Raw genomic sequence first — 6,696 nt, forward strand, 5'->3', positions numbered from 1 at the left:
CAAATGACGGAATTAGAATATGAGCTGATGAAATCTTTGGAAGAATTAAATTTGAAATATATTGATCTTCAAAATAGCAAAGAAATGAGAGTGGGCAGAAATGTACTTTCTATAAAAAATGCTATAAAAAAAGCTCATCTTTCAGATATTTCATTGATTTTAAAAAAAAGAAGAGGACAAAAAATAATTGACGCAAAATATCCTGGGAAGAAACCAGGTGATAATCTGAGAATTGAGGATAGAGAAAATAATATTTGCCATATAAGAAGCGATGCTCGTGTAGCAGTATATACATGTATCGTCGGTGGATATGATAAACTTAGTGATCCGATATTTGCAAATGATGGATACGACTTCTTCGTGTTTTCAGATAAAAAAGTTAAATCTGATATTTGGAAGAATCGTGAGATTCCACAAAGTGCCCAAAAATTAAAAGATAAAACTTTGATAAATCGATATTTGAAAATGCATCCTTTTGAAGTCTTTCCAGAATATGATTATGCTATCTATATTGATGGAAATGTCTGCGTAATTTCGGATATTTCTCCGCTTATTTGTGCCGCAGATAAAGGTAAAACAGGATTTGCGATGCATCAACATGTTTTGCGCGACTGTATATATGAAGAAGCTGAGGCATGTATACTTTACGGAAAGGGAAATCCAAAGAAATTAGGGGAGCAAATTAATAGATATAAACAGGAAGGATTTCCAGAAAAATATGGAATGTTGGAAGCAACAGTTATTATTTTTAATCTTAAAAGTCAAGAATGCAAAAAGCTCATGTCAGAATGGTGGAAAGAATTTTTGAATTCTGATAGTAAACGAGATCAAATTGCGTTACCGTATATTCTTTGGAAGAATAAGTATCAGATTTCTGATGTGGGATATCTTGGTAATAATGTATACAAAAATCCAAAGTTCCAAGTGGAATCTCACTGAGATTGGGGGCTGTATAATGATGAAGAAAATTAAAGATATGATTCCTGACAGTATATATCTGAAAATGAGATTTAAGAAGTCGATGGGCTATTCTTTGAATTTAAAAGAGCCGAAAACATTTAATGAAAAACTTCAGTGGTTAAAACTTTACAATAGAAATCCAGAATACACGACAATGGTGGACAAGTATGCGGTTAAAAAGTATATTTCAGAAAAAATCGGTGCCGAGTACATAATTCCAACGCTTGGAGTTTGGAATTGTTTTGACGAGATTGATTTTGATGCTTTGCCGGATCAATTTGTCTTGAAATGTACACATGACAGTGGCGGTCTTGTTGTGTGCCGTGATAAATCCAGCTTGGATATGGATGCAGCAAGAAAAAAAATTGAGACAAGTCTGTCAAATAATTTCTACTACATGGGGCGTGAGTGGCCTTATAAAAATGTACCACACAGAATTATTGCAGAACAATATATGGCAGACGATTTACGTGATTACAAGTTGTTTTGTTTTGACGGTGTGCCTCGTATGACACTGGTGTGTAGTGAGCGTTTTACAAAAGATGGATTAAAGGAAGATTTTTACGATGAAGCATGGAATCATCTGAATGTACAAAGACCTGCTCATGGTAATGCTATTTTACCGATTCAGCGTCCAAAACAGTATGAACTGATGAAAAAACTGGCTGCAAAGCTTTCTGAAAAAATGCCTTTTGCAAGAATTGATTTTTACGAAATCAACGAAAAAGTATATTTTGGTGAGATTACATTCTATCCAGCTAGTGGATTTGAAGGTTTCAAGCCTGAAGAATGGGATCTGAAGTTGGGTGAGTGGATTAAATTACCTACCGGGGGTACAGACTAAATTCTGACGATTATTCAATAATTATTTCTGATTCTTACTACAACAATAATGTGGAAAAATCTATTAATGATTACAAGATTTTTTGCTTTAATGGAGAGATAGACTCAATTATGGTTTGTACTGGACGTGAAAAAGGACATCCAGATTTTTATTTTTACGATGCGAATTGGAATCGGCTCTATTATCAACATGAAGCACTAGAAAAAGCAAATAATATTGAAAAACCTCAAAATCTAGATGAAATGTTGAAAATAGCAAAAAACCTTTGCAAAGGATATAGCCATATTCGAGTTGATCTATTTGATGTAGATAACAATATCTATTTTGGCGAATTGACTTTTTTTGATAATAGTGGATTTGATACTGACATTTCATATGAAACAGATTTAAAATGGGGAGAGAAGATTTTGCTTCCTAATAAATAAAGGAATAATTTAAAATGCGAGAAAAACGACTATTTTATAATACAATCTCATCGCTTGTCTTTCAAGTGACAACCATAATCTGTGGATTTATTTTACCGAGATTAATCTTAAATGCATTTGGTTCAGAAGTTAATGGACTGGTAAACTCAATTACTCAGTTTTTGGGAGTGATTTCTTTCCTTGAACTAGGCGTAGGTGCTGTTGTTCAATCTGCGTTGTATAAGCCATTAGCGGAAAAAAATCAGGAAGATGTCAGTAAAATAATATCTTCGGCCAATAAATTTTTTACAAGATTGGGTCAAATTTTACTGATATATGTAATTGCGCTGGTTATTTTTTATCCTCAATTTGCTGGAAAGAACTTTGGATTCATCTATACAGCAACATTGATTGTGACAATTTCTATTAGTTCTTTTGCGCAATATTTTTTTGGAATCGTTAATCGCTTACTCTTAACAGCTGATCAGCGCGGTTATATTCAGTATAATGCGCAAACATTAGCGGTTGTCTGTAATACTGCAGCATGCTTTATTTTAATTCGTGTAGGATGTAGCATTCAGATTGTTAAACTGACTACATCTCTTATATATTTGTTACAGCCATTCTTAATTTACCTATATGTTCGGCATCATTATAGCATAGATAGGAAGATTAAATACATAAAGGAACCGATTCCACAAAAATGGAATGGTATTGCACAGCATGTGGCGGCCGTTATTCTTGATGGAACGGATACGATTGTATTGACCTTGTTTGCCACTTTATCGGATGTTTCAATCTACTCAGTTTACTTTTTGGTTGTTAAAGGTGTGAAACAGCTGTTCATGTCTATGACAAATGGAATTACATCCTTAATTGGTGAGCTGTGGGCGAAACAGGAAATAAAAGAATTAAATAAGACTTTTTCTTGGACAGAATGGGTGATTCATACTGGCACGACCTTTGTATTTGGATTAACGGCAATTTTGATTGTTCCATTTGTAAGAGTATATACATTGGGTATCCATGATGCTAATTATATTCAGCCACTTTTTGCTGCATTAATTGTAGCCGCGAATGCCGGACATTGTTTGAGATTGCCGTATAATATTATAATTCTTGCGGCAGGTCATTATAAACAGACACAAAATAATTATATTATTGCAGCAATTCTCAATATTGTAGTATCTGTTGTAACTGTAAAGGCTTGGGGACTGATTGGTGTTGCGATTGGTACATTAGTTGCAATGGGATATCAGACAGTGTGGATGGCAGTATATGATTCAAGAAATTTAATCAAGTGGCCGTTAAGAAACTTTGCTAAGCAAATTTTCGTTGATGGGTTGACAGTGATAATAGGCTTTTTTGCTACGAGAATGATTGTTATGCCAGAAGCTACATATATTGAGTGGGTTTTTCTTGCGGTTAAAACGGCTATTATTTGGATTGTTATTGTCGGTGTACTTAATATGGTATTTTATCGTGACAAAATGCAGAGTATGATCCATAAGATATGTGTGAAAGTTAAGAGGGGATAAGCAGTGCAACGTAGATTAGAAACGATAGATAATGTTAAAGTATTAATGATGTTAGCAGTTGTGCTTTACCACTCGTGCATGTTTTTTACTGGTAGTTGGTTTGATGGAGCAACTCCTGTGTATGAAGCAAGTTATCTTTCAATTTTTGCTCGGTGGCTGAATACGTTTCATGTTCAGACATTTGCGATGGCCTCTGGCTTTTTATTTTATTGCTTAAGAACAGAAAGGGGAAAATACACTAATTTTGGAAAAGATGTTTTGAAAAGAGGAAAGAGACTCCTGCTGCCATATTTTTGCGTAATGTTAACATGGGTTATTCCATTTTATGTACATTATAGCGGCTTCGACTTATCCAAAATAGTATACAAGTATGTTCTTGGATGTGCTCCATCACAGTTGTGGTTTCTTCCAATGCTCTTTTTGCTGTTTATCATTTTTTATAGAGTCTTGTATGAAAAGCATGTATCAACTAAAGGAATGCTTGTGGTTGTAGCCGTATCTATCGGGGGGGGTACCTGCTCGATAAGATAGGCATCAATGTTTTTCAAGTTTCAACAGCTGTTAAATACGCAGGTTATTACTATCTAGGAGCGTACCTTTACAGAAAAGAGACAGATAATAGGTGGATCATTCCAATAAGTGGCTTTGGGTCAATCGTTTGTTTTGTGATTAACAACACAATTGAGGTAAATACAACGGCATCGGCAGTAGTTCGATTGGTTGGTTTGATTTTAGGGTATATGTGTTCGTATATGGGAGTGATTTTTGTATACTACACTGTAAAAAAGATTACTGAAAAACTGATCAATGCAAAAAAATCAAAATTGTGGAACGAATTCAAGAAAAGGAGTTTTGGAATTTATTTGTTCCATCAGCAGATTATATATTTGACAATCATTCCGCTGAACGGCAAGGTGCCGCCGATAGTACAGGTTATGCTTAGCTTTTTGTGTGCGGTGGGAGTAGCTAACATTATCACAGCTGTGTTAAAGAGATTTAAATTAACACGAATTCTGTATGGGGTGTGATATTTAGCTGACCCACGAGGAAGATGACAACTTCAAGAAGAAATGGCGTGTACAAGGCTGATTTATTTGCAGACTTGTGATATACTGGGAGCGATAGCTCCCTACGCTGCTCTGATAATCACACACCTCTCCGTGGTGAGCAGCAGGCAACGATCTTATGGTCGGCTGAGATGTGAGAATGATACAAAGATAAAGGAAAGGAATAAAAAAGCATGCCAAATTACAATAGCATCGAAGGTAATGTTTTGTTTCCGACAATAGATGGTTACGATATGCATAAGGCCGGGGATATGGCGTTATATCTTGCACACTGTGATTTTTATCCTTTCAAAAGTGTAATTGATAATAATAAAATGGCGATTGATCTTGTCACAAAGTAAGCGCCTCACGAGACCCCGTACTTGACAACAGAAAAGGACCAGCCAAAGCTGGTCCCCTAGGTTATTCCTGTTCAAAACAACTGCGCATGTAGTCGCTCCAGGGTATCAGATCCTTGAGCAGCTCAGGGTGCTGGCGGAAGTCCATGGAGGGAAGATTGGACAACACAATGTGCAGGTATCCCCGCTCAGACAGACCATTGGCGCCGGCTGTTTCCACCAGGCTGTAGATTACAGCACTGGCCCGGGCTCCTTTTACCGTGTCGCTGAACAGCCAGTTCTTGCGTCCCACAGTAAAGGGACGGATGGCGTTCTCAGCAAGGTTATTGGAAATCTGGCACCTGGGGTCAAGCAGGTAGTTCTCCATGTAAGGCTGCTGTTTACGGGCGTACTGCACAGCCTTTTTCAGATTTCCAGCCAGAGGCTGCTGTTCCAGCTCTTCCAGCCAGCACCAAAAAGCCCTGAGCATGGGTTTCTCCACCGCAAGGCGCTGTTTCTGTTTTTCTTCGGCTGGCAGTTCAGCCAGTTTCTTTTCAGCTGCAAACAGCTGGTCACAGTAATCCCGGCCAACCTGTGCCGGCGTGAGAAGCCCTTTGGGATTGCTGGATGCAGCAGGCATGGCCTCTACGAACTTCCGGCGCAGATGGGCCCAGCAGCCGCAGCGGGTAATATCCGGTACCTGGTTGTAGCCAGCATAGCCGTCGGTATGCAGGTATCCACGGAAACCTTCCAGAAACTTCTTTGGGTATTCGCCGCTGCGCTCTACTCTCGCTGTTGCACCAGGATAGCTGTAGGGCACTCCGAAACGCCTGCCCTCGTAATTTACAAAGCCGTCAAAGGATATCTTTCTTTCCGGACAGAGGTAGAATCGTATAGCCTCTATTTCCGGAACCATGCGCAGATGCTCTCCGCATACAGTTTGGTGGAGCTTTTGAGGCACACCATCCACTGTGCGGCGGTAAGTTCCGTTTTGTTTGTTACACCACTCCACTCCAGCGCCTGCCAATTTAGATCCGTAAGATCACAAAATACCCGGTCGGCCAGGAAGTTGTCCTTTACAAAGCGAACCAGCCGTTCTACTTTGCCCTTGGTAAAAGGATGCCGTGGTTTACAGAGCTTTGTCTCAAAGTCAAGGACTTGCATAAAGGACTCGTAGTCTTTCTGCCAAACTGGATGCCCCTCAAGATCCCGGTGAAGCACCACACTCTTCATGTTGTCAGTTAACACAAAGCGGGGAATTCCCATGTATTGAAAAGCATGGACCATCCCAATAAACAGGTTTTCCTGCCGTGCGTTGGGGAAAAACTCAATATATTGCTGACCACAATGGTGGCAGATCATAGCAAAGCAGGCAACACGGTAAATTTTCCCGTCATAGTCCAGAACATCCGTGAACCCCCAGTCCATCTGGTAAGTTTCACCGGGTTCTGTAGTGTACCGGCGACCACGGTTTCCCTGGGGCGCAACCAGCTGGCGTTTAGCTGGAATGAGGTCCTTGTGGGCGGCAATATACTCTTTTACAATGGTCGCTCCTCCTTCAAAACC

General features: G+C 39.0%; 6 protein-coding genes and 1 pseudogene. 5 read left to right on the forward strand and 2 right to left on the reverse strand.

The window, feature by feature from the left end:
- Positions 1 to 3: 3 nt before the first annotated feature.
- From JCM17207_RS09220 to JCM17207_RS09240, 5 genes are read left to right on the forward strand one after another with little or no spacing between them, the layout of a single operon-like run.
- Complete coding sequence (locus tag JCM17207_RS09220; RefSeq protein ID WP_238317374.1) at positions 4 to 939, forward strand: glycosyltransferase domain-containing protein; 936 nt, start codon at positions 4 to 6, stop codon at positions 937 to 939.
- A gap of 16 nt (positions 940 to 955) precedes the next feature.
- A complete protein-coding gene (locus tag JCM17207_RS09225; RefSeq protein WP_238317375.1) occupies positions 956 to 1,804 on the forward strand; it encodes an ATP-grasp fold amidoligase family protein in 849 nt (282 codons plus the stop codon).
- A 23-nt stretch (positions 1,805 to 1,827) separates the two neighbouring features.
- A complete protein-coding gene (locus tag JCM17207_RS09230; RefSeq protein WP_282449905.1) occupies positions 1,828 to 2,229 on the forward strand; it encodes an ATP-grasp fold amidoligase family protein in 402 nt (133 codons plus the stop codon).
- 14 nt (positions 2,230 to 2,243) lie between these two features.
- A complete protein-coding gene (locus JCM17207_RS09235) occupies positions 2,244 to 3,746 on the forward strand; it encodes a polysaccharide biosynthesis protein (RefSeq protein WP_238317377.1) in 1,503 nt (500 codons plus the stop codon).
- A gap of 3 nt (positions 3,747 to 3,749) precedes the next feature.
- Complete coding sequence (locus tag JCM17207_RS09240; protein ID WP_238317378.1) at positions 3,750 to 4,277, forward strand: acyltransferase family protein; 528 nt, start codon at positions 3,750 to 3,752, stop codon at positions 4,275 to 4,277.
- Positions 4,278 to 5,215: 938 nt separating this feature from the next.
- Here the strand turns inward: JCM17207_RS09240 and tnpC are convergent.
- Positions 5,216 to 5,950: an IS66 family transposase gene (tnpC, locus tag JCM17207_RS09245; protein ID WP_238317379.1), complete on the reverse strand. Its 735-nt coding sequence runs from the start codon at positions 5,948 to 5,950 to the stop codon at positions 5,216 to 5,218.
- An 80-nt stretch (positions 5,951 to 6,030) separates the two neighbouring features.
- Positions 6,031 to 6,696: pseudogene (locus JCM17207_RS09250) on the reverse strand (DDE-type integrase/transposase/recombinase); the annotation flags it as partial.

Origin of the sequence: Faecalibacterium gallinarum, assembly GCF_022180365.1 — a bacterium.
Lineage (GTDB): Bacteria > Bacillota > Clostridia > Oscillospirales > Ruminococcaceae > Faecalibacterium > Faecalibacterium gallinarum.

Excerpts from the sequence above, each read along its gene's own strand:
- JCM17207_RS09225 (WP_238317375.1), top strand. The coding sequence starts at position 956 with ATGATGAAGAAAATTAAAGATATGATTCCTGACAGTATATATCTGAAA.
- JCM17207_RS09235 (WP_238317377.1), top strand. The coding sequence starts at position 2,244 with ATGCGAGAAAAACGACTATTTTATAATACAATCTCATCGCTTGTCTTT.
- JCM17207_RS09220 (WP_238317374.1), top strand. The coding sequence starts at position 4 with ATGACGGAATTAGAATATGAGCTGATGAAATCTTTGGAAGAATTAAAT.